The organism is Nostoc sp. C052, assembly GCF_013393905.1.
Classification (GTDB): Bacteria; Cyanobacteriota; Cyanobacteriia; order Cyanobacteriales; family Nostocaceae; genus Nostoc.
In genome coordinates, this window is sequence record NZ_CP040272.1 from 5,706,030 (window position 1) to 5,732,266 (window position 26,237).

The window sequence follows — 26,237 nt, forward strand, 5'->3', positions numbered from 1 at the left end:
GGAGTTGGCAGGTTGTCAGATACCCTTCTTAATTTTTTGGGGACTGCGCCTGGGTTAAGCAATTTTTCAATATTTCGGCTAACACTTGTACGTTGGGTTCATTAAGTAAGTCAAGATGAGATCCAGGAACGTAATGGATATCTAATCCTCCAGCCACCAATTCGCCCCAGCCAAATTGTGGGTCGTATTGTGTACCTATGGCTTCGTCTCGATTTTGATCTTCTGTCCGCAAGAGGATAGCTTGACCAACATAAGGTAAAAATGTATATTCATTGCCCGCTTGAATATTAGCATCTATACTTTTTAAATGCTTGTCAGTTTCCGGTAAACTAAGTACCCCTTCCAAGTAACGGTTATATGTATTTTGGAGATGCTGCTTACGCCAATAACTCCATCTCACAATTTTTTGCCAAAGGTAGATAGGCCCTTGTTTAACTATATTAGTTAAATGCAAAAAGACTCGTTTGAGAAATGGCGCTCGCCAGCTATAACCTAAACGACAACTATCAAACAGAACTAGAATACCAACTTGTTCGCCTTGCTCTTGGAGTTGTCGAGCCATCTCGAAAGCAACTACACCTCCAAAAGAGTAACCTCCCAGAAAATAAGGCCCATTGGGTTGAAGAGTCTTAATTTCTTGAATATAGTGAGTTGCCATGTCTTCAACTCGCGTATGGAAAGGCTGTTTTCCATCTAGCCCTTGTGGCTGTAGTCCATAGAATGGTTGCTCTGAACCCAGATGCAGTGCCAGTTCACGGAAACATAAAACTTCCCCACCCAGTCCGTGAATGCAGTAAAAAGGTGGTTGGGAACCGTTGGGTTGAATTTCTACCAGAGATGACCAGCTAGATTTTGATTTGTCTAAGGTATTTACTAAAGCCTTGTTTGTTACTGCTATTTCTTCTTCTTGGGAGATTATTTTGGCTAGAGCCTCTACAGTACTTGACTGGAACAGAATGGCAAGAGGCAAATTTTTACTAAATGTCTTCTCAATTTGCCAAAACAGTTTTACTGCTAGTATGGAATGTCCTCCTAGCTCAAAGAAGTTGTCCCTAACACCGATAGGCTGGACACCTAAAATTTGTTCCCAAATTTTGGTTAGTTGTAATTCTAATTCATCACGGGGAGCAACGTAGGTGTTTTCCGAATCAAGCCTGGTTGAGTCTGGTGCTGGTAAAGCGCGGCGGTCGATTTTGCCGTTGGGGGTTAGGGGTAAGGTGTCTAGTAAAACGAAAGCACTAGGCACCATATATTCTGGTAGTTGTTGTTTGAGGAAATGGCGCAGTTCGTCTATATTTGGTGTCTGTTCTGGGTGAGGAACGATATAAGCAACTAGTCGCTGGTTTTCTAGATGATCGACTCTCGCAATTACGACGGTTTGCTGTATGGTAGGGTGCTGTGCTAGTAAAGCTTCGATTTCTCCAAGTTCGATGCGGAAACCACGAATTTTTACCTGATGATCGATTCTACCGATATATTCAATATTGCCATCGTGAAGGTAACGGGCTAAGTCTCCAGTTTTGTAAAGCTTTTCACCTTCATTAAAGGGATGGGAAATAAATCGCTCGGCTGTTAAGTCTGGACGGTTTAGATAGCCTTTGGCAACTCCGATACCACCAATATAAAGTTCGCCGATCGCACCTAACGGAACTGGTTGGAGATGGGAGTCGAGGATATAAAGTTGAGTGTTGGCGATCGCTCTGCCAATCGGTACACTTTTTAAGTTACTCTCTCTTTGACACTGCCAAAATGTGACATCAATTGCAGCTTCAGTAGGGCCATAGAGGTTGTGTAGTTCGCATCCCATCGGCTCAAAAAACCGCTCCTGGAGATCAACTGGTAAGGCTTCTCCACTACAAAACACCCGTTTTAGAGATTTGCAACCTTCTAGTCCCTTAGTTTCTAGAAATATCTGCAACATGGAGGGTACAAAATGCAGTGTTGTAATTTCTTCTTGGGCGATGGTGTTGATTAAGTAAGTCGCATCTCGCTGTCCACCAGGTTTAGCCATCACTAAACGCGCCCCTGTCAATAAGGGCCAGAAAAACTCCCAAACTGAAACGTCAAAACTAAAAGGCGTTTTTTGCAGAACGCGATCGCTTTCAGTTAGTTTGTAAGCATCCTGCATCCATACTAAGCGATTGCAAATTCCCCGATGGGTGTTCATCGCGCCCTTGGGTTTGCCTGTAGAACCGGAGGTATAAATTACATAAGCTATATCTAGAGGCTGGACACTAGAATTAGGATTGCAATTGCTTTGTTGTGAGATTGTTTCCCAGTCGCTATCCAGACAAACTTTTTGGCTACTTGTAGGCAGACGATCAACTAAATCCCTTTGGGTTAACAGCACCGCAGGTTGACAATCCCCTAGCATATATGCTAGACGCTCTTGAGGATATTCGGGATCAAGAGGTACATAAGCGCCACCAGCTTTGAGAATCCCTAACAGTCCGACAACCATTTCTAAGGAACGCTCAACACAAATGGCTACTAATACATTTGGCTGGACTCCACAAGTTTGCAAGTAGTGTGCTAGTTGGTTGGCACGACTATTTAGTTCACTGTAGGTAAGGTGCTTGTCTGCAAATTTTACAGCGATCGCATCTGGTGTTTTCTCTACCTGCGCTGCAAATAACTGGTGCAGACATTCAGATAAATCGTAGTCAGTTTGGGTATCATTCCACTCTACTAGTAGCTGATGCCGTTCGGCTGCTGTTAACAGAGGCAAATTGGCAATATGCTGTTCTGTGTTGGCAACAATACCTTCAAGTAAAGTTTGGAAATGCCCTACCATTCTAGCGATCGTTGTCGCATCAAATAAATCTGTGTTGTATTCAATTCCACCTTTGATCCCCTCTGAAGTTTCTTCTAAATCGAGGGTCAGCTCGAACTTGGCTGCACCGCTATGAACTTCTAGTGGGGTAATGTTCAATCCCGGAAGTTCCCAAAGTTCCCTTGGGGTATTGTGGAAGGCAAACATTACCTGAAACAGTGGTGAGTGACTCAGATTTCGTTCTGGCTGTAGTGCTTCTACTAACTTTTCAAAGGGTAGGTGTTGGTGGGAGTATGCTCCTAGTGTTACTTCTCGAACTTGACTAAGTAACTGCCGGAAACTTGGGTTGCCGGAAAGGTTAGTGCGTATGGCTAGGGTATTGACAAAGAACCCAATCAACCCTTCGGTTTCAACTTGGTTGCGGCCAGCAATGGGAGAACCGATGAGAATATCTTCTTGCCCAGTGTAACGATGCAGTGTTGTCCCAAAAGCCGCCAGCAATGTCATAAATAAAGTGACACCCTCCCGACGAGAGAGTTCTTTGAGCGCTGCACTCAAAGATTGCGGTATAATCAGGGATTGCACTGCTCCCTGGTAAGTTTGGATTGGTGGCCGTGGTCGGTCAGTTGGTAATTCTAATACAGTCTTGGCACCTGCTAACTGGGTTTTCCAGTAGTTGATTTGGTCTGAGAGTATTTCACCTGATAGCCATTGGTGTTGCCAAACAGCAAAATCAGCATACTGGATGGGCAATTTTGCTAGGGGCGAAGGCTTACCGCTCAAAAAGGCTTGATAAACGGCTGCTAACTGCTGCCAAAGAATTCCTATTGACCAGCCATCTGAGGCGATGTGGTGCATGACCAACAGAAGTATATGCTCCTGTTCATCTATTTGCAGCAAGGTAGCTCGCAGCATCAAGTCGGTTTCTAAGTTAAAGGGGCGTTGCGCCTCTTGCTTAAGGAAATATTCTACTTGCTCTTGTGTTACCTTAATTACCTTGAGTTCCACTGACTGAGGCGTGCGAATTACTTGTATAGGGCTACCATCAAGTGATGTAATAAAGTTGGTTCGCAGTGCCTCATGATGGATAGCGATCGCATCTAGTGACTGTTGCAATACACTCGTATTTAAGTTACCCTTTAACCTCTGTGCATTGGAAACGATATATGCGCGGCTGTCGGGTTGCAACTGTTGCAAAAACCACACTCGCTGCTGGGCAAAGGATAAAGGGGCTGACTCTCGGTTGGTTATTTGGGGAATAGTCTGATTTTGCAGATTATTTTTTTGAGTCTGGTTTTGGGCAATTGCTTCAGCTAAAGTAGCGATCGTTGGATTTTCAAATAAGAGTTGCAACGGTATTTCTATTTGAAAGGCTTGGCAAACTCTAGACATCACTTGAGTAGCCAGCAGTGAATGACCTCCAAATTCAAAAAAATTGTCATAGATGCCTACTTGTTCCCGACGCAAAACTTTCGCCCAGATGTTAGCTAAGACTTCTTCTGTGGAATTCTGAGGTGGAACAAAGTTAGTTGACAGCCTAGTATCAGATGTATCTGGCGCAGGCAAGGCGCGGCGGTCTATTTTACCGTTAGGATTTAGTGGTAGAGTGTCCAAAAATACAAAGAAACTAGGCACCATATATTCAGGTAGCTGTCCTTGCAAAAAGCGGCGCAATTCTAACTGACTAGGGATTTGCTCTGGACTGGCAACAATATATGCCACAAGTTGCTTATCCCCATTCACTTCTTCTCTAGCTATAACTAGAGTCTGCGTCAGTGCCGGATGTTGACCTAATATAGTTTCAATCTCTCCTAATTCAATTCGGAAGCCACGTATTTTAACTTGGTGGTCAATGCGACCAAGAAACTCAATATTACCATCGCTCAAATAACGTGCCAAATCCCCAGTTTTGTAAAGACGTGCCCCAGGTTCAGAGCTAAAAGGGTCGAGAATGAACTTATCTATGGTTAATTCTGGACGGTTAAGATAGCCTCGCGCTAGACCAATACCGCCAATATGCAGTTCGCCTGATTCACCAACAGCTACAGGTTGCAAGTTTTCATCAAGAATGTGAATCTCTGCATTCGTAATGGGGCGACCAATGGGAGCAATTGCATAATTAGTTCCGCGCTGGCAAGTCCAGAAAGTGGTATCAATAGAAGCTTCCGTTGGCCCATAACAATTATGCAGAACATTATCCAAATTCAGTTGGGCGAAAAAGCGTTCTAGGAGTTCGCCAGGTAAAGCTTCACCACCACAAACAATATGTCTGAGGAATCGGCAATTCTCAATTCCCTTCTCTTCTAATAAGACGCGCAGTATAGAGGGTACTAAGGCTAGGACGGTAATTTGCTGCTCACTAATCACCTTTACAAGGTAGGCAGTGTCCTGATGTCCACCAGGGCGAGCCATGAATAACTGCCCTCCAAAGCACAATGGCCAAAATATCTGCCACACGGAGGGGTCGAAACTAAAAGAAATAGTCAGTAAAACTTTGTCTGCTTGAGTTAATCCAAAGGTTGTTTGCTTCCAGTGGAGTTGATTGCAGATACCACGGTGAGAAATCATTACACCCTTAGGCTGTCCTGTAGAGCCAGATGTGTAGATTACGTAGATGAGATTATCAGCCGTCGTCTCATTGACAGGATTTTCTTGACTGTTTTGGATATTCCCTTGCCAGTTTGAGTCCAGACAAACCACTTGCGCCTGATGCGGTGGTAGATTATTGAGAAATTTTTCTTGGGTTAACAACACTGGTGTCTGCGTGTCTTCCAAGATAAAGGCTAAACGTTCTGAGGGATATGCTGGGTCTAAAGGTACATAAACGCCTCCAGCTTTGATAATACCCAGCAGACCTACGATCATCTCCAAGGAGCGCTCCACGCAAATGCCTACAAGTACTTCAGGGCCAACGCCTAAAGCACGTAAGTGGTGCGCTAGTTGATTTGCCTGTTGATTTAATTGCCGATAAGTAAGTTGTGTATTTTCACATACTACAGCAATTGCTTGGGGCGATCGCTCTACCTGCATCTCAAACATTTGGTGGATGCAGAGATCCTGACGATGAACTACTGGGGTATCATTCCATTCTTGTAGAATTTGGGTACTGATGATGTTAGTTTTAGTTAAGGTATTTAACGGGATATTTTGCTTACAATCTGAAGTCTGGCTATTTATCTGCATTTTCTATATATCAACTCCATCAGGAAATGGCATTTAATTTATTTAATTTATTATTTATTGTATAGTTGTGCTGATAGGAAATTCTATACTGAGTTCTTGCAAATTAACATTCTTGTATGAGATATGAGCAAATTTTAGCTATAGGAACAAAACTTAGCTAACCCTAAAAACGTTACGCTGCAAATAGTTTCACTTCCATAAACTATAAGAATTATGAGTTGCAATACCAGATTAATAAATATGCATCTTCAAATCAAATCCGCATTTTTTATGGTAATAGATTTACGAACGTATAACAATCATCATATTTCTACTACAATCTTAGATAATGATTAAAATCAAAAGTTTCCATTCTAACATTAGTTTACTTACAGCCAGAAAACATCACTCTGCCTACCTATATCTATTATATTTACGCTAACAAGTATTTTTATTTCATTAGACAAGTATTTTTATTTCATTAATATTAATCATTTTAATTTAGACATAGAACTACAAAGACTCTATCCTTTTATACGAAAAATTGCTGACGAAAAAAATAATTATTACCAAATCTTCATTGTGTTTGTTTCTATGTAAAAATCATGTAAAGTCATGATTATAATTTTGCTGAAACAATTAAGTAAGTAGCCAATAGGTATAATAGAGTAGACACACCAAAAAACATGAGATGGCTACTGGCACTGGGAATTAGATATCAGTATTTTTTACTTAGCACTCAGCAACAAGTCTTTTCTTGGAGCAAATCTAAAATTTAATCTAGGGACAAAAAATGTATCAAAAAAAATCGACTCTCTTTCAAGATGTAAAATACCTACAAGGCATACATGACAAGGCTGATAGATATCATATATCAGTTATTCATTAGAATTTTTTTCATTAATCTGTTAAGGTGTTGCGCCTTTAATTTGCACTAATATTTTTCCAATATGATTGTGGGGTCGGCAACATGAGCGCCCTGACAATGCAAGTTGTATACGTAACAGCTTACCAATTATCTAGATATACCCATGAAAATAACCGAAGTTCAACGATAATATTCAGTTGTGTAAATTTTTGTTACAAAAATCAAATTTTTGATGCATTCCGTTATATGTTATCCATGTAAGTTTTGTGAATCAGTAATTATGCGTAAGCAAATAAAAAAACTTCTAAGCAAAACCGAATTAGTCTAGCTAAACATGCTACAGTGATTTATGAAGAGATATAAATTGTATCTCTTGTAAAAACATTAATCTGCAATATAAAGTCTAGCAAAGCAAGTCTAACTATTTATTACACGCCTTAAAATTCTAATATTTTTACCTGACTTGTTTTGATTACTAATTAATGAATATCAGGAATTCTATTTAACTATAAGTTAATTAAACAACAAATTTTTTCCTTGGCATCAAAGCTCAATGTTTACGGGCTAAACCAGGCTCTAATTATCAACAAAAGTTAAGCATTCGGGTAGTAGCCACAAGAAGAAAGACCAACCCTGGAATATGCTTTTAATCAAGAAATTAAAGTTACTCTGTCTGAAGAAAATTGTTAACAGTAAACTATAAAGAAGAGGTTTCTTTGAGAGAAAAATGTGAGATACCCCACTTGTATAGATTTCTATCAACTTTTAACTACACTAATTGTTATTAACTATGAGTAATCAGAGCATTGCAACAAATAAATTGAGTGAGGTGCCTTTAGATTTACGTGCATCTGCATTTGTCACGGTACGTAAAGGTTCATGGTGGTTGAGATTAACAACATTATTTTTGGTTGACTATACTCTTTTATCCTTAGCTTGGGTTTTAGCCGGATATCAATATTATGAGCATTTGACTTGGTATATACCTAGTCATTATTTACCAATTTTAATAACTATTGGGATTCAAATAGGCTCACTAGCTGTCCAAGGTATTTATCGAGAAGGTCAAAAACGCTATGACTATTTGAATATTATCAAATCGCTAACTTTTGCTCATGGATTAATACTCCTTGTTTGTTTTTTGTATAAACCAGTTGTTGATATTACACATCCAAGATTAATATTATTATCTTGGTTGCTAAGTATACTATTTATTTGTACTGGTAGATATACTGTAAATATTACTCTTGAGTATCTCCGTAAGCAGAAAAAAATAGTTCGTTCTTCTGTATTTATTATTTCTGATCCTCAAGACCATGAGCAGATTACTAGCTTTATAAAAAAGGAGAAACATTACATAATATCTGGAACTGCGAATGCTAATTCATTAGACAGATATCAACGTCAAAAAACATTGAATCAACTTAATGAATTAGGTGTAACAGAAGTTTTTATATCTTGGGATGCTTTAAAAAATAGAATGTTTTTGTGCTGGTTATTTCAAGCATCTGGCATCCAAGTACATATTTTACCGATGGAATTAAAACCAATTTATAGAAATGTAGAATTTAACAAAATAGGAGGAATGCCTTGTCTGAGTTTAGATTGCCCAATAATTACAGGTAAAGATTTTTGGATAAAGCGTAGTTGTGACTTTGGTTTCGCGACTTTATTTGTAATGTTATCATTTCCTATCTACATAGCTATAGCTGTAGCTATCAAACTGGACTCTCCCGGCACAGTGTTTTATAAACAAACACGTATAGGTTTACATGGTCAACAGTTTAAAGTATGGAAATTCCGAACCATGAGGTCTGATGCAGAAAAATTACAAAAAGAATTAGAAGCTTTAAATGAAACCAAAGATGGGATTATTTTTAAAATTAAAGATGATCCTCGTATTACTAGTGTTGGTAAGTTTCTCCGTCGTTACAGCTTAGACGAGTTACCACAGCTTTTTAATGTTATTCTTGGAGAAATGAGTATAGTAGGACCTCGCCCTTTACCTACTAGAGATGTAGATAAGTTTGCTGAACATCATTTTATTCGACATGAAGTTTTACCTGGTATTACAGGTCTTTGGCAAGTTTCAGGTCGCTCGGATATTTTAGATTTTGAACAAGTTATAAACCTTGATCTTAACTACATTGAAAATTGGTCTCTTGGATTAGATTTTGAAATTCTACTCAAAACAGTTATGGTGGTTTTGAAAAAAGAAGGTGCCTACTAAACTGATAAAAAATCAATCATAGCAGACAGCAATAATTATAGTGTTTACATATTCATATAGCTATTGCAGTTTAGCGTTAGCGTGAAGTTAAGTTTTTCACTCATTAAATTTATATTTTCCTACTTTCAGTAGTTAACTATTTGCTTAATAGTAATCAAAGCTTTTGCATTCAACACTTAAAATATTTTTTAACTTCACAATCTTTTCTGAAGTAATGCCGCATTCAAAGTTGCAATTTATAGAAACAAAAAAATGATTGTATGAATTGTACGCATAAAAAAAGCTAGAAATAACCTCTAAAGCTTTATCAGAAAAAGTAAGTGATTATGTTATAAGTATTGGTAATTTAAAACTAACTAGATAGGCTAATTAATAATTAAGAATGGTAGAAAAGTATAAATTAATAAGCAATTCCCTTTCAATGATAGTCAATCGGTTAACACAAAGCATTACAGCCTTTGTATTAACCGCTGCTATTGCCCGTACTCTAGGAGCTGAGGCTTTAGGTCAGTATCTACTAGCATATAGTTACTATTTTATTTTTGTGGGCATTGCTTCACAGGGTCTAAAGACATTGTTTACCAGAGAACTAGCCAATGAACCACAAAAAACATCAGTTTATTTAATTAGTGGCACCTGTTTGCAACTAATATTTACTTTTTTGAGTTATGGGGCATTGGTTATTGTAGTGTTTTTACTTCCCTATAGTTCCAAAACCTCTACAGTTTGCTACATCATGGGATTAACCATCATTCCATTTGGACTTTCCAATGTAACGGAGGCAATTTTCCAAGCTAAAGAAAAGATGCATTTGATTGCTATTGCTACAGTCCCAGTGTATGTCCTACGCGTACTAATAATGATCTGGGCAATGCAAATGAAGTATGGAATTGAATATCTGGGAGCGATACTATTTTTTTCGGAAACATTAATTCTGATCGTTGAATGGATTCTGATTACACGGTTCGTCAAAATACAATGGCAGATCGATAGAATTTTTATATGGAATATAATTAAAGGCGCACGAACATTTTTTGCTATTGAAGCGATATCTGTAGTCAGTAGTAGAATTCAAATATTGATTCTTTCATTGTTAGGAAATGAGTTTCTAGTAGGTCTTTTTGGCGGAATAGTACAACTACTACAACCTTTTTTAATTATTGCCAACAGTATAACTGTAGCAATGTTTCCCAGGCTTTCAAAAGTAGTAGACCAAGGGCGGCAAAAGCAGCAGCAAATAACTGAAAGCTTTATTGAAATCCTATTAACAATGGGATTACCCTTATTTCTTGGATTGTTATTTTTTGGCAAAGATTTACTTGTTTTTGTTTATGACTCTAGCTTTGCTCAAGGAAGTTTAGCTCTTAGCATAAGTGCTGTATCACTTCTTTTACTGCCATTCACACGCACACTCTGCTATCTACTTGTAGCCAATCATTTTGAGATAGTCAACCTACGTGAAGTGGTGATTACAACTACATTAGGAAGCTTGATAGGTGTGGCATTAGTCTCACAATATCAGTTACTAGGTGCAGCTATCATGGCATTACTAATGACTATTATTGCCTTCAGTCAGTATGTTTATTTCAGCTATACTCTCCTATTTCCATTAAATCTATGGCGAATAATTCGCCGTCCTGTTGTAATCGGCACTTTAATGCTATCTGTATTCTTAATTTTAAAGAAAATTAATTTAGACTTTTCATTAACTCTTATTATTTCGACCTCTTCCTATATGCTATTTGTTAGTTTCCTGAGTATTTATACTTTAGGTGGAATTGATTTTGTCTTGGAAAAATTTGTAAGAAAGGGATGAAACTTCAATCACTAAGCTTGCTTCCAAAATAGCAAACTTAGTTTCAAAAATTAAGATAGATAGAACAATGAATAATAAATATCTCCAATCAGAAAAATCAAGAAACCAAAAATTAACAATGGTAAATGAAAGTAACCAAACAATCGTAAGCGTAGTAATTCCTACACGCAACAGACCACAAATCGTTGCTAGGGGTGTCGCAAGTGCATTAGCTCAAACGCTACAATCAATTGAAGTGATTGTGATCGTAGACGGTCCCGATCGGGAAACAGTTAATGTACTATCTCAGATAACTGATCCAAGATTGAGAGTGATAGAACTATCAAAAAATGTTGGACCATCAGGGGCTAGAAATACTGGGGTGAGAGAAGCTAAAGGCACTTGGATAGCCTTTTTAGATGATGATGATGAATGGCTTCCACAAAAATTAGAGCGTCAACTTGAAGTAGCAAATAGTTCCCATTATGATTTTCCAGTTGTCGCTAGTCGTTTCATTTCCCATACTTCAACAGGTGACTTGATTTGTCCTAGAAGGTTACCTAACCTCTCTGAACCTTTAAGTGAATATCTTTTTGCGCGTAACTCCTTTTTTAAAGGAGAGGGCTGCATACAAACATCAACTATTTTTGTGAAGAAAGAGTTAGTGCAAAAAATTCCTCTAGAAGAAAAGTTTTACAGACATGAGGATTGGGAGTGGTTGCTTAGGGTTACTGCTATTGAGGGTGTAGGAGTAGAGTTTGTGCCTGAGCCTATGGCAATCTGGCATTCAGATATGGGAATCAAGCGTTTAAGCAACATCAACGAATGGCAATATTCCTTGGATTGGATTCGTTCTACCCGCAATTTAGTAACACCAAAAGCTTATTCAGGCTTTATTACAACAATTATTACTCCTTCTGCCTCCTTAGTCGGTGACTGGAAAGCCTTCTTTCCTTTGTTGGGGGAATCTATACGCTGGGGCAATCCCCGACCCATTGATATATTCTTGTACTTAACTATGTGGCTGTTCCCTCAGCAACTCAGGCAGAAAATTCGCTCTGTTTTCCTCAAGAAGCCCAAAACATAGGAGACTGTTTATAAAAAGAAGTCAGAAGATAAGAATAATGACACAAAACCTTAACCTTAAAGCGTGGATTTAAAGTCTTCCAAAAAAATAATTCTAGAGATGAGTATAGCGCCATATACAAAGCCTCTTTGCTTAAATTTCCAGTTTTTAAGTGTACATTATCTCTACCTTCGATCTTCATAAAGAATAAATATCAATCTTAAAAATACAGCGAACTCGTAAAAAGTGAATGCCTTGGATGAGTTAGTTGGCTATAAACAAAGATGGGTATTAGTTCCACTTGGTTATGTCCGAGTTATAGCTGATGCTATAATTTATTTATTAAGTGATAATGTGCAATACAAAGATGCAACTTACGGTATTAGCCCTCTGTCAGCAAGATTTGAGTTGCTGAAATATTGCCGTTCAGACAGGTAATATTTCTCACGAAGATATAAATAGGTAAAATAAATGTTTTAGTCAATTTATGAAAGTATGAAAAAACTGCTAATTTTTGCTGAATATGGATTCACTGTTGTAGCGTTGCTGATTTATTCGGGTGCTATCTTCACTCTTATCCTTTCAGGAGGAGCATTACAGCAGGAACAGGTACAATATGATAGCTCCTCGATTCGGATTATTTTTTTCTTAATCTATATAGTTACATTCTTACTACTGCTTTTGCGTTGGAAGAAAACGCTATATATATTGAGTAAAGGACTCTGGTTTTATCCAATATTCATATTGGCAGCTGTTTCTATTATTTGGTCTGCTGAACCCTCAACAACACTAAAAAATAGTTTTACTCTCATTAATTCCAGCTTGTTTGGTGTTTATTTTGCCTCGCGATACAGCTTAAAACAGCAATTCCATCTATTGGCTTGGGTTTTTGGAATTATTATAATCCTAAGTGTCTTTTTTGCTATAGCTTTGCCTCAATACGGGATACAGTCTGACGCAGGAAAGTGGCGTGGAGTCTTCACTCACAAAAACGGTCTAGGGGCAAGGATGGTTACTAGTAGTATTGTTTTTTTAATCCTTGGTTATCAAAGTAGAAGATATGGTTGGCTTTTCTGGGGTGGGTTTAGCTTGTCAATACTGCTATTAATACTTGCTGGTTCAACTTCATCACTAGTAAATCTAGTAATTTTAATATTTGCATTTTTCGCTTTTCAAGTTTGGCGATTGTCTTACTCTATCATGATACCAACCTTAATAATAATGGCAATCATAAGTCAAATTTTATATCTTTGGTTGTCTAATGGTGCTGATATCGTGTTTGCTTCACTTGGTAAAGATTCAACACTAACAGGTCGAACAGACCTGTGGCCACTAGTGATGGATATGATTTGGAAACGTCCTTGGCTTGGTTATGGTTATGGTGGATTCTGGCAAGGATGGAATGGTGAGTCTGCCTATATCTGGCTTAATGCAGGATGGCTGGCACCTAATTCCCACAATGGTTATCTTGCTATTTGCCTTGATTTGGGTTTTTTAGGATTGGGAGTATTCTTATTAGGATTTTGGCGTACTTATCTGCAAGGATTGACTTGGGTGCGTGGTAGTAAAACAGCATTAGATATATGGCCAGTTATACATATGACATATATCGCCTTAGCTAGCCTTACTGAATCTGCTTTGCTGGAATCTAATAGCTTGAATTGGATTCTCTATGTAGGCGTATCTTTCTCAGTGAGAATGACACATAAAACAAGAATAATAAATGCAAAAAAACAAGCTGCAGAATACAATTTATAAGTTGTAAAAGCGTTCTAAAATAATTGTTTTTTTGATCAAAATAATCTAGAACATACTAAAACCGCTATATTCTTGATAAAAATATTTTAGCCCGATAAGATTGAAAAATAATAAACTTTTGATAATAAATATTTTTATTTTAAGATTCTATAGCGATTATTTCGGTCATGGGAAAAAATTAGAATGATCAAATCTAACTATTTTGCTGATGTCTTAATCAAGGATAGACCAATTATAAAAACAGTACAGCCGATGTGTAAAGCGAAAAGTCTGAATATTATTCTGTTGGGACCTAGCTTATTCCAGCAGGGTGGTATTTCCAATTACGAGAAGCTTTTTTTGGAATATGCCCCTTCTGAAGTTAATATATGTCATATTATTACTCACGAAGAAGGAGATATAGCAATCAAAATTATGGTATTTTTGAAAGCTATCTGGAAATTTGTTTGGATGCTGCTAAGGGAAGAAGTTGATATTGTTCAACTGGAAATTTCACAGCGCGGCAGCATTTTACGACAAGGAATTATGATATTTTTAGCTTGGATATTTCACAAGCCAATAATTCTACATGCTCATGGTAGTCAATTTCATATTTTCTTTGCTGATCTTCCAAAATGGATACAAAATTTCCTAAGTTGGCTATTTTGCAAGTGTCAAAGATTAATTGTCTTATCAGAAAGTTGGAAAACTTTTTACATTGAAAATCTTGGTCTTAAACCCGAACAAGTTGTAGTTTTTTATAACCCAGTAAAAGTTCCTGATGAAGTTCCACAGCGTTCAGTTTCTAATCAAGTAAACTTACTTTTCTTAGGGCGGATTGGTCAGCGTAAAGGAGCATTTGACTTGATTAAAGCCTTCTCTCTTTTGCCTCTTGAAGAGCAAACTAGATCAACTCTCATTATGGCAGGAGACGGAGAGGTAGAGCAAGCAGGTAATTTAGTTAAAACTCTAAATTTGGAGAATTATATAAAATTGCCTGGCTGGATAGGGTCCGGTGAACGTGACGTTCTTCTAACTCAAGCAGATATTTTTGTGTTGCCTTCTTACAATGAAGGTCTCCCATTATCAATGTTAGAAGCAATGGCTTGGGAGCTACCTGTCATCGTTACGCCAGTAGGAGGTATACCTGAGATAGTTACTCAATCTGAAAATGGATTACTTGTTAGTCCAGGAAATATTGAGGAATTATCAAATGCTATTAAGTCTTTAATTGAAAATGAGAATTTGAGGCTTTATCTAGGAGCCAAGGCAAGAACAAGTGTTTTTCCTCTAGACATAAAAAAACATTGGATTTCTTTTATGGGTCTATATCACTCAGTCTTGAATTAAGATGCTAGAAAAGATCACTCTTAGAGCTTGATTGTTTTGTAACGTATGAACGTATAACAACTTTACTCTTACTGCATAGATATGAAAATTAGCATTTTTGGTTTGGGATATGTCGGTGCTGTAACAGCAGCTTGCTTGGCAAGAGACGGGCACGAAGTAATTGGGGTAGATGTCAATCCCGAAAAAGTGGATTTGATCGCCAAGGGAGAGTCGCCTATTGTGGAGCCAGGGCTAAGTCAGTTGTTAGTTGATGGAGTTGCAGCTAAGTTAATCACAGCTACTACAGATACGGAAGCGGCGGTACTAGGATCGGATGTTTCACTGATTAGCGTTGGCACACCTCCAATGGAAAGAGGAGAACCCGATCTTACTTATGTTTGGAATGTGTGCAAGCAGATTGGGAAAGCCGCCATCCAAAAAAATGAAACCCATGTGGTTGTGTTGCGTAGTACTGTCCCCCCAGGAACATTGGAAAAGTGTCAAAATCTGTTAGATGGTATCACAGGTGATAATTCTATTCATCTAGCATTTAACCCAGAGTTTTTACGCGAAGGTTCGGCTATCAAAGATTACGATCAACCACCGTACACGATTATCGGTACTGAATCTCCTGTGGCAGAAGCAGCAGTACGACAGATGTATGCCAGAGTAGATGCACCATTCACCGTAGTTCAGCCATCTGTGGCGGAAATGGTTAAATATGTAGCCAATTGCTGGCACGCTACCAAGGTGGGATTTGCTAATGAAATCGGACGAGTTGCTAAAGCTTTTGGTGTAGATGGACGGGAAGTAATGAACATCATCGTGCAGGACACGAAGTTAAATATTTCCCCTGTTTATATGCGTCCTGGATTTGCCTACGGTGGTTCCTGTCTGCCCAAAGATCTGAGTTCTTTGCTTTACCACGCAAGGAATATGGATGTACCAGTCCCGTTACTGAATGCCCTCCCAACTACTAACAGCCTTCAAGTGGATTTGGCTGCCCAGCAGGTGTTACGTCTTGGTGTTAGACAGGTTGCTGTTTTGGGATTGGCATTCAAACCAGGTACAGATGATTTAAGAGAAAGTCCGGCGGTACTGTTAGTCAAGCGGTTGATTGGGGAAGGCTGCCAGGTGAAAATATACGACCCTGCTGTATATGAAGCTCGATTGATGGGAACCAACCTTGCCTATATCCAGAGTAACATCCCCCATTTTGAGGCTTTCCTAGTACCAAATTCCCAACAAGCTTTAGAGGGAGCAGAACTGGCAGTAGTTACACATGCTACACCAGAATTTCGCCAAGTACTACTTGAGGCTCCCAAAGAAATGCAAATTTTGGATCTAGCGGGAGTCTTTAATCAAACAAGTAAGGAGTTAGGTTATCATGGCATCGCTTGGTAGGGTACTGATTATTGTCGAGAACCTCCCCCTTCCCTTTGATCGGCGAGTATGGATGGAAGCCTCTACCCTGATAAAAGCTGGGTATGAAGTTTCGGTGATTTGTCCCAAAGGTAAAGGATTTGAACAAGAATATGAGGTAATCGATCAGGTTCACATTTATCGTCACGAAATGCCTCCTGATATCAGTTCGGTATCAGGTTATCTAAAGGAGTATGGTACAGCGCTTTTTTGGGAGTTTCGCCTTGCCCATCGGGTGTGGCAAGAACGAGGTTTTGATATTGTCCACATTTGCAATCCTCCAGATTTACTATTTTTGGTGGCGGGATGGTTTAAGTTGTTTAAAGGTGTAAAAGTAATATTTGACCACCATGATATCAATCTGGAGATGTACGAAGCCAAGTATGGACGAAGAGATATTTTCTACTATGGACTTTCTCTGGTTGAACGATTGACCTTTGCAACAGCAGATGTAGTTATCTCAACTAATGAGTCTTATCTTTCAGTAGCACTTACCCGTGGGCGCAAAAGTCCAGAGGATGTCTTTGTTGTTCGCAGTGGCCCCGATCTTTCTCGTTTTCAACCCGTACCACCCAACCCAGTCTACCGTAAAGGTCGAAAGTATTTGGTGGGATATGTTGGCGTCATGGGAGAACCTGAGGGAATCGATTATCTGCTGCAATCAGTGCGCTACATTGTCTATGAAAAAAAACGCCAGGATATTCACTTCATGCTCATTGGTAGTGGGCCGATGTTTGAGAAGCTTCAGGCACTCTCTGAAGAGTTAGAAGTTAATGAGTTTGTAGAATTTACGGGGCGTATTCCTGATAATGAGCTTCTGGCAAGACTTTCTAGCTGTGATATATGTGCCAATCCCGATAAAAAAATGCCCTACAACGACCGTTCGACAATGAACAAGATCATGGAGTATATGGCAATGGGAAAACCCATTGTTCAGTTTGATCTTTTGGAAGGAAGGCGATCGGCAGAGGGAGCATCTGTTTATGCCAAAGGCAACGATGTGGTAGATTTTGCCGAAAACATTCTTGAACTTCTAGAAGACACTGAGCGGCGACAGAAGATGGGAGAGTTAGGTAGACAAAGAATGGAGGAAAAACTAGAGTGGCGACATCAAATACCTAAGCTCTTAGAGGCTTATGATAAAGCTTGGCAACCTAAGTAGGAACACGATAGATGAAAATATCGTGAAAATTTATAGTTGGGATGACGTAGGAAGGAAGAGGGTTCTGCCCAGTTTATCTTCCTTCATATAATTTATTTTTATTGTGCCAACTTAACTTAGACGGCAAATTTTTGTACTGTAATTTATTTTGGATTAGGAGGTTTGAAAAATATGACGTTCTAATAAGGGTAGAGAGGTATGTGCATCGAATTATGCAAATATTTGATATTTAACAAAGCAAATTCGATATCAATGGTAAAAAATATTTAAAATAATCTGATACTAAGTAGTTGATTATTTATATGTGGCAATTCTTTATGACAATCTTGTATCAAATCCACTATTGAATTAACTCTTTTTTACCACTTTCGGATAAATAGACGCATTTTTGAGGATACAGCTAACGAAGATTTAAGGTTTCACCGCACTTTGATGACAGAGGGTTAATTGAAGCATAAATGCAGTATGAACTGTTAACGTATGTGTTTTTAATAATGCTCCTGTCTCCTCCTAAGTAATTGACTGTTAGATTCTTGAAACCAAAGCCTGTAAATGATTTCGGGTTTTTTTACTTAAATAGTCTATACTATATGTCATATTGTAAAATAGTATCACTAGGTGTGCTTTGTAGCTAATCTGAGTAGATCAATATTGAGTTTATCGTTTAAAACCTGTACTTTGGAAGATTTATGTCAGAAAAATCTATGGAATCTAGAGAATCTATTGATTTAGACCTTAATCATTACTTATTGATATTGAAACGATGGTGGTTACCTGCCACTGCGATATTTGTAGCTACAGTTATGCTGAGTGCTGTAGCTACACAATTTATGAAGCCATCCTATGAAGCAGAAGGAAAACTGTTATTCAAACTTCCTTCTTTTAAAGTAGCAGGAACTAGTCTTTCGCCTGGCACCTCTGAAGGGGGAGACTCAGGAGATTTGAAACCCCTGGTAGCAACTCAAAATCCTATAAGCAGTCAGATAGAAGTTATTTCTTCCCCTACTTTATTGCAGCGAACAATAGACAAACTAAAACTCAAAGATAATAAAGGTGAACCTCTGGACATAAAAGCGCTACAAAAATCTCTGACCCTCAAAATTGTGGGTGGGACAGATGTATTGCGAATTAGCTATAGCAGCCGTGACCCTGAAGAAGCAGCGGCAGTGGTCAATACAATTATGAATTTATATTTAGAAAATGATATTTTGACAAATCGCTCTGAGGCAGGAGCAACTCGTCAATTTATGGCCAAACAACTTCCAAAAACTCAAGCCGCTGTTAATAATGCTGAAGTAGCGCTACGTATATTTAAACAAAAACATCAGATTGCAGATTTATCAGAGGAGACAAAGTCAGCCGTTGCGACTATTGGAAATTTAGACAATGAGATGAATACTGTTAAGGCTCAATTGGATGAGGTAAACGCCCAAACCAATGAACTGCGACAGAAAGTAGAGCTAAATTCTCGGGAAGCGATCGCAGTGAGTGCCCTCAGCCAGTCACCCGCAGTACAGGGAGTCCTTACACAACTTCAAGAGACCGAGCGGCAGTTAGCAATTGAACGCAGCCGTTTCCTAGATGACAACCCCGTAGTTGTTAACCTAGAAGCAAAAAAAGCTAGTTTAAAATCTCTCCTGCAACAGCAAATTGGTCAGACTGTTGGCAATCAAACACAAGTTCCTCAGGGTCAATTGCAGATTGGAGAACTTAGACAAAGTCTGATACAAAATTTTCTCCAGTCAGAAATACAGCGCTTGGGTTTAACTCAAAGACTCTCCTCTCTATATAATTCCCGTGCTAGCTACGAACAGCGGATGAAACTCATACCCCAGTTGGCACAAAATCAGCGGGAGTTAGAACGAAAAGTTGAAGTCGCAGAATCTACCTATCAAACTCTATTGAAAAAGGTTCAAGAATTACAGTTAGTTGAGAATACAAATACAGCCACTTCCCGAATTATTGCTCAGGCTTTAGTTCCCAAAGACCCAGTATTAACTAAAAAAATAATTGTTTTGGTGCTAGGAGTGATGTTCGGTTTATTTTTTGCCACTACAACCGTACTCTTCCTCGCGATGAGAGATAAATCTCTAAAAACACTTAAAGAAGTTAGAGATGTATTTCGATATACCTTACTGGGAATTATTCCTTTATCTGTTAAAAAGGTTCGTTTTGGTTATTCAAATGCAGAATTAACATCTCAAAAAATTGCCGTCAGAGATACTCCCTACTCTTTAACGAGCGAAATGTACCGGATGATTCAAGCAAATCTGAAATTCCTGAGTTCAGATAAGGTACTCAAAACTATCGTTGTAACTAGCGCAGTTCCTAAAGAAGGCAAGTCTACGGTTTCTGCTAATTTGGCAGCGGCGATCGCTCAACTAGGACGTCAAGTTTTACTAATTGATGCAGATATGCGAATTCCTTCTCAGCATCATCTCTGGCAACAAACGAATGCAGTTGGTTTGAGTGAGGTTCTTGTAGGTCAGGCTGAATTTGACATCGCTGTATCTAAGGTAATGGATAATCTTGATGTTTTAACTGCTGGAGTTAGACCTCCCAACCCACTTGCTTTGCTTGACTCGAAACGCATGGCATCACTAATTGAAAATGTCTCATCTCAATACAACTATGATTTTGTCATCATTGATGCTCCTCCCCTACTTTTAGCAGCCGATGCTTTGACTTTAAGCCAAATGACTGATGGGATTTTGTTAGTAGCCCGACCGGGAGTAATTGATTCTAACAGTGCAGCTGCTGCTCAAGAAATGCTAGAGAGATCCAGTCACAACGTCTTAGGTTTAGTTGTGAATGGTATCATTGATAAAAATGAATCTAGTAGTTATTTCAACCATGCTAAAGAATACTTTACCGATCAAGATTTGAGAAGAGAGGTTAAGAAACAAAAACGTATTCCGAACAAAAGCTCTGTTTGAAGAATTCAGAATCAATTAGTGGGGGATTCAGACCCGCAACTTTCTTATTTACCACTAAATCTTCTCTTTCAGAGACGCTGCGCGAACGATTTAGTGGGGAGTCTTAAAAGCATTTAATCCTAACTTGATAATTTAGGATTTTGTCTTACTAATGAACTGAAGACCATAGATTGGTATATCATGTTTTTTTAATTAGCCAAAAAATAACAAGCCTGTAGAAGCAAGCTTGTTATTTTTTGTAATCGTAGACCTCAGTTTGACATCACTATGGGCAGATGGCAGAACATGAGATTGCAGTTACCTGTATTCGTCTGCCCCAATATCATATCCACTACCACTAGGACGAGGAGTACCTTCAAAATCAGTTGTCACACCTCTCCAAGAGTAACCTCTATTGATTGCTGGACTGCTTGATCTGAGATGAAAGTCACCATTTGAGGGATTCACAAACTGTGGATCTCCAACAACATCGTGAGTACCTCTCACAACGACCACGGCACCATTGGGGTAAAGATTGTAGTCATAGGTGACATTGCTATTCATCACGTTAGTGTTCGCATTTTTACCAGGAGAAGGATATATAATGTTGTTTAAAATCTTGATATCAGATGAATAACCACCATAAATATCCCCTTTCCTTCTAAGCTCTGGACTTTGCTGATTCAAATATGCTGTGTTGTTGATAATATCGACATGCTCACTTTCATGGGCATGAATACCCGAACCACCATTCCTGTAGCTAATATTGTTTGCAATTAAAGTCCGTCCTCTGTATGGTCCATTTGTACCACGTTTTGAAATATCTACAATAATGCCATTACCATCTGTGATAGTTCCACGTTGAATCCAGGGAACGTACATACGATTGTTGTATGCCCTGTTGTTGGTTATGAACATCTTGTATCCCTGATTGCCGTCAGAATTCCAATTCTGTAAGAAGGAAATGCCGCTAGTACCAAAGACACTATACCAGGAGTTATTATAGACAGTGTTATTATCCACTCTCACATAATCTGCTCCGGCTACTGAAATACCTGCTCCTCCACAGTCATGCACTTTGTTGTTCAGAATATTTATGTGATGAATACCACCACCACCGCGTCCATCAACGTTGATGCAGTTTCCGTTTGTAAGCACATTTGATGAGTTACTTTTCTGACTTAATGCATAACCAAGGGTGACATTGGGATTGTTTCCTATGACCTCTAACCCGTTGAGCTCAATATATGAAACTCGCTTTGCAAATCCGATACCATTCCATGTATTGTGGCGAATTTTTGGAGAATGGCCAGGATATGCTTTAAATTTAATCCAGGCATTTGCAGTTCCAGAACGACTAATACTTAGTACGGACCCACGTCCGGGTGTGTTCCTGTATTCCCCGTTCATAATCAGTACTGTGTCACCAGGTCTCGTAAGGTCTGCGGCCCTTTGAATTGTCTTAAAAGCAGATGATGTAGTGAGTCCACTATTTCTGTCATTTCCAGTAGCACTCACATAGTATGTTGTCGCAGTTGAAACCTGGCTGATCAGCTTGCGGCTAGGTAATGGCATGTGCTGAACAGGGGATGACTGACGAATATCTTTAACTAAAGATTCTGTTATTTTCTGTCCTTGAACCAGACCTGTTAATGCCCAGGGAAGTACAAGAGATGCGCTCAAACTGAGAAAACCTAAACCATGAATCATCATAGGGAAAAAATAGGGTATGTTGCAAAAACTCAATTGTCAACGGTCAGTAACTCTAGCCTTAGTCAGTAACTCAGTATTGGATACGGTAGTGTAACTGCTATTTGTAAGTTTATACACGGTTTTCTAGGTTTACACCTGCGGGTTTTCGCGTAAATATGGCTGAACTGCCTTTTTAGCTTGTGTTCCAAAAAAAATCAAGTATCTAGTAAAAGTACTGAATAAGAATTATCAGTATCCAGAGCCACTCTATTAATGGGCACTAAGCAACCGTACAAATAGCGTCATTTCCGATTGCACATCATTCTACTGTGTATACGCAGTATCTGTGGTTAAGATAGTATATCTGTCATCAATTAGTTAATTTACTTAAATAATTCTTATGATAATGATAATCGCTAAATACTAAAAAATAAATTATGGAGTAGTTATTGTCGCCTATGCTTTCTGAAGTATTCTCATTATCATAATCAATCCGGGTATATATAACAAGGTTTGCAAAAGCCTATCAATGCACATTAAGAATTTTTAGTGAGACTCTTAGAGTCTACCCAATTTGTCAATGAGTAATATTACTTGATTTTTTATAATGGAGATAGAAAAGACAATTTTGGCAGAAGCGATGCATTCTCTGCGAGACGCTACGTATAGCAAGATCCCATTCCGTAGAGAAGGGTATGGCGTCCTACTCCAATACTGCGTAGGTTTTGGAATTTCTTGGTTGAGGCAAGCTATTCTTGAGCAGGGGAGAAATAGAGGCTGGCGTTGAGTTTTGCTTCCCCTGCTTATCCGAGCAGTATTGCGGCCTACCCTACTTTAAGGGAAAGTCATTCTTAACTTTGCTCTTATCTGCTTCTGTAGTTGTTTAGGGACAAAGAGGGTTGGTCAACGCCCCCAATTTGCATCTATATCTTAAACTTAGAGTCCAAAGATGTTCAGAAGATTAAGGATAATACCTAGAGGCCCAGTTATAGTGTTTATGCTATCGCCAGTCTTAGCGGCACCAGATCGGTTAACTACCACAACATCATTATTGCGGAGTATAGGATTAGTTTGCTCATTAATCCCAGCGGAAAAATCTACTTTTACTATACGTTTAGTGACAGAACCATTAGGATTGAGGCGAATCAAATCGACAGCACTACTACTAGCTCTGGCATCATTAAATCCACCAGCAGCAAGTATAGCTTGATTTAAAGAGCTATTTGGCTGAACATCTGTTAGCCCTGGTTTTTTAACTTCACCTACCACACCAACTTGAATGCGCGTAGGAGATAAAGTAGTGGTAGCTAGTTGAGTAGCTTCTGCGGGGTTAATTTCAGTTGCCGTCGGAATAATAATTGTATCTCCGTCTTGTACAATGATGTCTTGATTGGCATCACCACTTTGTAATAGTTGCCAAAGATTAATATCTATAGCTTGTTCTGAGCCAGTTCTTGTCGGTCGGCGTAGCTTGAGGTTACGAACATCAGCCTGTGCTGTAATTCCTCCAGCTAGTTGAATTACCCGTGTCACATTTGGTAGACCTGTCGGGCTGGCAGCACCACTGTTAGTGGTTGCGCCTGCTTGGTTATCTGTGTTGCCTGGGGTGACAAGATACGAACCAGGACGGTTAACTTCACCAATAATTGTTACTGTGCGGGGTGTGGTTTGGCTGGCGGCAAAGTTGGCTGCAAATAGATTGCGGGATTCTGCTATGTTGAAGTTAGTTGCTGTTGGCACAACTATGGTGTCTCCATCCCGCAAGGTAATATCCTGTGATAACGTGCCTGTTTGAATGAGTTCTTTCAAATTAACGGTGACGGTTTGCTCCGAGGAACGTCCTGTTTTACGCCGTAATTGAACTTGAGTGACATCCGCAGCTAAAGTCACTCCTTGCGCTGTTGTTAATGCGGCTAAAACTGTAGGGTATTGTACCCCTGGATTGTTGCCGGCGCCTCCACTCAAGCTCAGAGTGTAAGCTCCGGGACGTGTCACCTCTCCGGCAACGAAAATATTGATGGGACGAGGTGATAACAGATTAACTGAGATCAAGGGACGTTTGAGAAAGCGAGCATATCTTCTAGCAATTTCGTCAGAAGCCTGTTCAGTTGTTAGCCCAAGGACTGACACACTACCAATTAGAGGTAAGTTGATTGCTCCACCTGGAGGAACTTGGTATTCACCTGTATATTCAGGTACTTCAAATACATTTACACGAACGAGATCGCCACCACCTAATAAATAGTTAGTATCTATTTGTGTTTGTATGCTTGGTGATGGTGTCGTTGGTAGTAATGGTTGTCCCTGAGCGAGACTAGCAGATGACACAGTGGCATTGAAAGCAGTTAACAAAGCCATACCCACAGATGGCTTAATTAGGAATTTAGACAAACTTTTGTTAAGCATATTTACCTGAGACTCTGAAACTACAATCAATAAAGTACTGTCTAAACATTTTTATTTTGACTATACCTAAGTATTCAAGTTCCCCAACACTCTTATTTTCCTAGAAAAGTGTGATTTCCCGGAATAAATTTGTTTATTGAATTTGAATTTTTAGTGAAGTTAACTTAAAGTTAATGCTGTTTGAATAGAGCAATTCTCAAAAAGTATAAGATTTACGCAACTAAAGCCAGTTTGCCAGTTTATAGAATAAATTATATTTTCTCCAATCAAGCACTTACGAACAAGATTTTTGCCATAAGTCAATTTTATGACATTGAAACTGTGATTTTAAATCTACTATCAGTAGCCAGGGAGTAGCAAAATTATAAATAACTTCATTAATTAAGTACAAATAGACTTAGCAAGAGGTCATAATTTTATTGTTTGTGGGTTGAGTTGAGCAAAGATCAACTTAAAAAAGTAGAAAGTTTGGGTTTAGTTCTTCAAGTCATCCGATAATTTAGTATTTGTCAACCAGACTAACTAATTAAGCGAGTTATTTTTTCTTTTGATTTGTTGAATAAAAAATTCTTCTAGGGAGTGACGCGACAAGTTCATAGCAATAATTTTGCCCTCCATAAGACGGAGACTGGCAAGAAAATCATAGTAATCATCTTGTAGTGTACCGTGCCAGGAACCATCAGGCTCAAAGATGAGAGTGGGTATCCATTTTTTGAGAATTTCCCCATCGCCACCTTGGCCTTTGATTTGATATGTGTCTTTTCCGCCTAAGAGTTCATGGAGGGAACCAGAGCAAATTAGTTCACCTTGAGCGAGGATGGCAATGCGATCGCAAATCTGTTCTACTTCACTCAGAACATGGCTATTAAAAAAAATCGTCTTACCAGCGGCTTTTAGCGCCAGAATAATTTCCCGCATTTGGTAGCGTCCCACCGGATCAAGCCCAGACATAGGTTCATCCAGAAAAACTAAATCTGGCTCGTTAATTAGCGCCTGTGCCATACCAACACGCTGTAGCATTCCTTTGGAATAACGACGCAGGAGCTTTTTACGGGCATCAGCTTGGGATAAACCGACTAATTCCAGCAGTTGGGGAATGCGTTGGCGTTGGACACTTTGGGGAATTTGGAATAGCCCAGCGGCCAGCTGCAAAAATTCCCAGCCAGTGAGATAGTCATACAAATAGGGATTTTCCGGTAGATAGCCGATATATTGCTTAACAGTGCGATCGCCTATTGGCTTACCCAACAACGATCCTCGTCCAGAGGTGGGATGAATAATTCCCAGCAACAATTTTAAAAGGGTGGTTTTACCCGCACCATTTGGCCCCAGCAAACCAAAGGTTTCGCCTTTGTAAACCGTTAAAGAACAGTTTTTGAGAGATACGACTTTTTGATTTAGCCAAAAACCAGTGCGATAGACTTTTCGCAACTCAGAAGTTAGGACTACTGGCGGAATGTCTATCGTATTAAGTTGAGAATTAGAGTCATCTTCAACAGACTTCATCTAGGTTAAATCACTATTTATCAGCTTGAGATTAATTAGAAGTTACCCGGTAGGCTGATAATAACCATCAACTGCTGGTGTGTCAATTATTGGGGAGTGGGGAGAAATAAATTCAAAATTCAAAATTCAAAATTAAAGAACTTCTGTCCAATGCCCTTCAGGAGTGCTGAGTAA

Annotated in this window: 13 protein-coding genes; 9 read left to right on the top strand and 4 right to left on the bottom strand. The window is 39.0% G+C overall.

All coding sequences use genetic code 11. The features are described from left to right. Window positions 1-28: 28 nt before the first annotated feature. On the bottom strand, window positions 29-5,956 hold the full coding sequence (locus tag FD723_RS23575; RefSeq protein WP_179067536.1) for a non-ribosomal peptide synthetase: 5,928 nt from the start codon (window positions 5,954-5,956) through the stop codon (window positions 29-31). Window positions 5,957-7,593: 1,637 nt separating this feature from the next. Here FD723_RS23575 and FD723_RS23580 point away from each other — a divergent pair. The 9 genes from FD723_RS23580 (at window position 7,594) to FD723_RS23620 (ending at window position 20,480) form a co-directional block, all read left to right on the top strand. Continuing rightward, on the top strand, window positions 7,594-9,033 hold the full coding sequence (locus FD723_RS23580) for a sugar transferase (RefSeq protein ID WP_179067537.1): 1,440 nt from the start codon (window positions 7,594-7,596) through the stop codon (window positions 9,031-9,033). Between the two features lie 382 nt (window positions 9,034-9,415). Next, on the top strand, window positions 9,416-10,849 hold the full coding sequence (locus tag FD723_RS23585; protein ID WP_179067538.1) for an oligosaccharide flippase family protein: 1,434 nt from the start codon (window positions 9,416-9,418) through the stop codon (window positions 10,847-10,849). Between the two features lie 118 nt (window positions 10,850-10,967). Further along, window positions 10,968-11,915 (top strand): glycosyltransferase family 2 protein, encoded by a 948-nt coding sequence (locus FD723_RS23590; RefSeq protein WP_179067539.1) that lies wholly within the window; start codon window positions 10,968-10,970, stop codon window positions 11,913-11,915. 225 nt (window positions 11,916-12,140) lie between these two features. Further along, on the top strand, window positions 12,141-12,332 hold the full coding sequence (locus FD723_RS23595; RefSeq protein ID WP_179067540.1) for a hypothetical protein: 192 nt from the start codon (window positions 12,141-12,143) through the stop codon (window positions 12,330-12,332). A gap of 57 nt (window positions 12,333-12,389) precedes the next feature. After that, entirely contained in the window at window positions 12,390-13,652 is a 1,263-nt protein-coding gene (locus tag FD723_RS23600; RefSeq protein WP_179067541.1) for an O-antigen ligase, read from the top strand. 183 nt (window positions 13,653-13,835) lie between these two features. After that, window positions 13,836-14,981 carry a glycosyltransferase family 4 protein gene (locus FD723_RS23605; protein ID WP_256874908.1) on the top strand — a complete coding sequence of 382 codons (1,146 nt, stop codon included), beginning with the start codon at window positions 13,836-13,838 and terminating at the stop codon, window positions 14,979-14,981. 81 nt (window positions 14,982-15,062) lie between these two features. Then, a complete protein-coding gene (locus FD723_RS23610; protein ID WP_179067542.1) occupies window positions 15,063-16,364 on the top strand; it encodes a nucleotide sugar dehydrogenase in 1,302 nt (433 codons plus the stop codon). After that, window positions 16,348-17,544 carry a glycosyltransferase family 4 protein gene (locus tag FD723_RS23615; protein WP_179067543.1) on the top strand — a complete coding sequence of 399 codons (1,197 nt, stop codon included), beginning with the start codon at window positions 16,348-16,350 and terminating at the stop codon, window positions 17,542-17,544. The genes FD723_RS23610 and FD723_RS23615 overlap by 17 nt, the downstream gene beginning before the upstream one ends. A 689-nt stretch (window positions 17,545-18,233) precedes the next feature. Further along, complete coding sequence (locus FD723_RS23620; protein WP_218651752.1) at window positions 18,234-20,480, top strand: polysaccharide biosynthesis tyrosine autokinase; 2,247 nt, start codon at window positions 18,234-18,236, stop codon at window positions 20,478-20,480. Window positions 20,481-20,777: 297 nt separating this feature from the next. Here the strand turns inward: FD723_RS23620 and FD723_RS23625 are convergent, their stop codons facing one another. The 3 genes from FD723_RS23625 to FD723_RS23635 all read right to left on the bottom strand — a co-directional run bounded on the left by FD723_RS23625 (window position 20,778) and on the right by FD723_RS23635 (window position 26,063). Then, the gene (locus FD723_RS23625) at window positions 20,778-22,172 is read right to left on the bottom strand and encodes a choice-of-anchor Q domain-containing protein (protein WP_256874909.1); all 1,395 of its coding nucleotides are present in this window, start codon (window positions 22,170-22,172) and stop codon (window positions 20,778-20,780) included. A gap of 915 nt (window positions 22,173-23,087) precedes the next feature. Beyond that, window positions 23,088-24,557 carry an SLBB domain-containing protein gene (locus FD723_RS23630; protein WP_179067544.1) on the bottom strand — a complete coding sequence of 490 codons (1,470 nt, stop codon included), beginning with the start codon at window positions 24,555-24,557 and terminating at the stop codon, window positions 23,088-23,090. Window positions 24,558-25,079: 522 nt separating this feature from the next. Then, window positions 25,080-26,063 (bottom strand): ABC transporter ATP-binding protein, encoded by a 984-nt coding sequence (locus FD723_RS23635; protein WP_179067545.1) that lies wholly within the window; start codon window positions 26,061-26,063, stop codon window positions 25,080-25,082. Window positions 26,064-26,237: the final 174 nt, after the last annotated feature.